At 45.0% G+C, this 785-nt stretch carries 1 pseudogene; it reads right to left on the bottom strand.

Features of this window, described 5'->3' with window-relative positions:
- Nucleotides 1-711: pseudogene (locus tag GPLA_RS23770) on the bottom strand (IS3 family transposase); the annotation flags it as partial.
- Nucleotides 712-785 lie beyond the last annotated feature (74 nt).

The following is a 785-nucleotide window of genomic DNA, read 5'->3' as shown; positions in this document are numbered from 1 at the left end:
TATAGGTCACGTCGCCACACCACACTTGATTAGGCTCAGTGACGGCAAATTGTCTATTCAGTAAATTGGGTATCTCTACATGCTCTTTTGCCGCCTTTTTGTAAGCATGTTGCGGAAGTTGGCAACTCACCAACTCAAGTTGTTTCATGAGCCTGCCGGCACGATATCGACTGAGATTTGTGCCGCGCTGTGTCACGATATCAGCAATCGTTCTGGCCCCCGCAGAGCCGTTACTCTCATTGTGTATCTGTTTAATATCGCTGAGTAAACGAACTCGCTCAGGACAAATTTCATTATCCCTGGCTAGCCAGTATTTATAGGTACTGCGATGTACGTCAAATACCTCACACAATAAAGTAACTGGATAGCGCTTAGGCTGGCTCTGATTGAGTTTCTCGATTAACGAGAGCTGTTCAGGGAGTCGGACATCAACAGAGCCGTAGCCTTTTTTAAAATCTCTTTCTCCAGCTCTATTCGTTCAATGCGCTTTTTCAATTCCCGTATTTCAAGCTGTTCTGGCGTCATCGGCATGGCTTTAGGGGCCTTACCTGCGCGTTCTTCGTGTAATTGCCTAACCCACTTACTGATAGTGGATTTACCCACACCCATCGCCTTGGCCGCTTCTTCTTGGGTGTAATTTTGGTCGACCACTAATTGAGCCGTTTCTAGTCTAAATTCAGGACTAAATGACTTACGTATTTTCTTCTTCATCTTGGCACCTAAGGCTGCTATGAAATCAATCATAACATCTCTTAATAGGTGGCCAAATTAACTATGCCACTACA

The sequence above is a fragment of the Paraglaciecola polaris LMG 21857 genome (assembly GCF_000315055.1).
GTDB lineage: Bacteria > Pseudomonadota > Gammaproteobacteria > Enterobacterales > Alteromonadaceae > Paraglaciecola > Paraglaciecola polaris.
This window is presented reverse-complemented; position numbering and strand designations above follow the sequence as displayed.